Source organism: Mesorhizobium sp. B2-4-14, from assembly GCF_006442155.1.
GTDB lineage: Bacteria > Pseudomonadota > Alphaproteobacteria > Rhizobiales > Rhizobiaceae > Mesorhizobium.
In genome coordinates this window covers 1-1,094 of record NZ_VFVA01000087.1, presented here as the reverse complement: position 1 = coordinate 1,094, position 1,094 = coordinate 1, and the positions used below count along the sequence as shown (strand labels likewise).

Below are 1,094 nucleotides of genomic sequence, written 5' to 3'. Positions count from 1 at the left end.
CTAGTCACCTGAATCTGAAGTTCGGTTCATTGTCTTCTGGCAGAAGCGCTTGACCGACGCGAGGATTTGGTCGGCGGATTTGACCCATTTGTATGGGGTCGGGTTCTCGTTGTGGGTTTCGATGAAGGCGTCGATATCAGCTTCCAGTTCTGCGGTGGAACGGTGTACGCCGCGCTGCAACTGCTTTCGCGTCAGCTCTGCGAACCACCGCTCGACCTGATTGATCCAGGATGCCGACGTTGGCGTGAAGTGAACATGCCAGTGTGGACGGCGCGCGAGCCAAGCCTTGATCCTCGGCGTCTTGTGGGTCGCATAGTTGTCCATCACCAGATGCACGTCCGGGCCATTGGGCATTTCGGTGTCGATCCGCTTCAGGAAGTCGAGGAATTCGGTGGCCCGGTGACGCTTGTAGCAATGACCTATCACCGCCCCAGTGGCAACATCGAGCGCGGCGAACAGAGAAGTCGTGCCGTTGCGAACATAAGTATGAGTACGCCGTTCGGCGACGCCCGGTGCCATAGGCAGAACCGGCTGCTCGCGATCCAATGCCTGGATTTGCGATTTCTCATCCACGCATAGCACGATCGCCCGGTCCGGTGGTGACATATAGAGGCCGACGATGTCCTGCACCTTATCAACGAAGAGCGGATCGGAGGAAAGCTTGAATGTCTCGGTACGATGCGGCTGCAGGCCAAACGCGGTCCAGATCCGACGGATGGTGGTATGAGAAAGGCCGCGGTCGGCTGCCATCGAACGGATGGACCAGTGCGTGGCATCCTTGGGAGTGGTGTTCAACGTACGCTCGACGACCTGAGCAACCTGGGCATCGGAGACAGTTCGCGGTCGACCGGTACGATATTCATCTGTCAGCCCTTCAATACCATCCTGTACGAACCGACGGCGCCACTTGCCAACCGTGTGCTCGTGAACACCCAGGCGTTCGGCAACGTCTTTGCTTTGCAAACCCTGCGCGCACAGCAAGACCATCCGGCATCGATCCGACAAGGAGCGCGGCGCCTTATGCCGGCGCACCTGAGATTCGAGGAAACCTCTATCCGCGTCGCTTAGAACGACAAGGTCCGCCTGCCTGCCAG

The 1,094-nt window shown here is 58.7% G+C and carries 1 protein-coding gene; it reads right to left on the bottom strand.

Features of this window, described 5'->3' with window-relative positions:
- A partial coding sequence (locus tag FJ938_RS29270; protein ID WP_140700143.1) for an IS630 family transposase occupies nt 1–1,094 on the bottom strand: 1,094 nt, incomplete at its 5' end.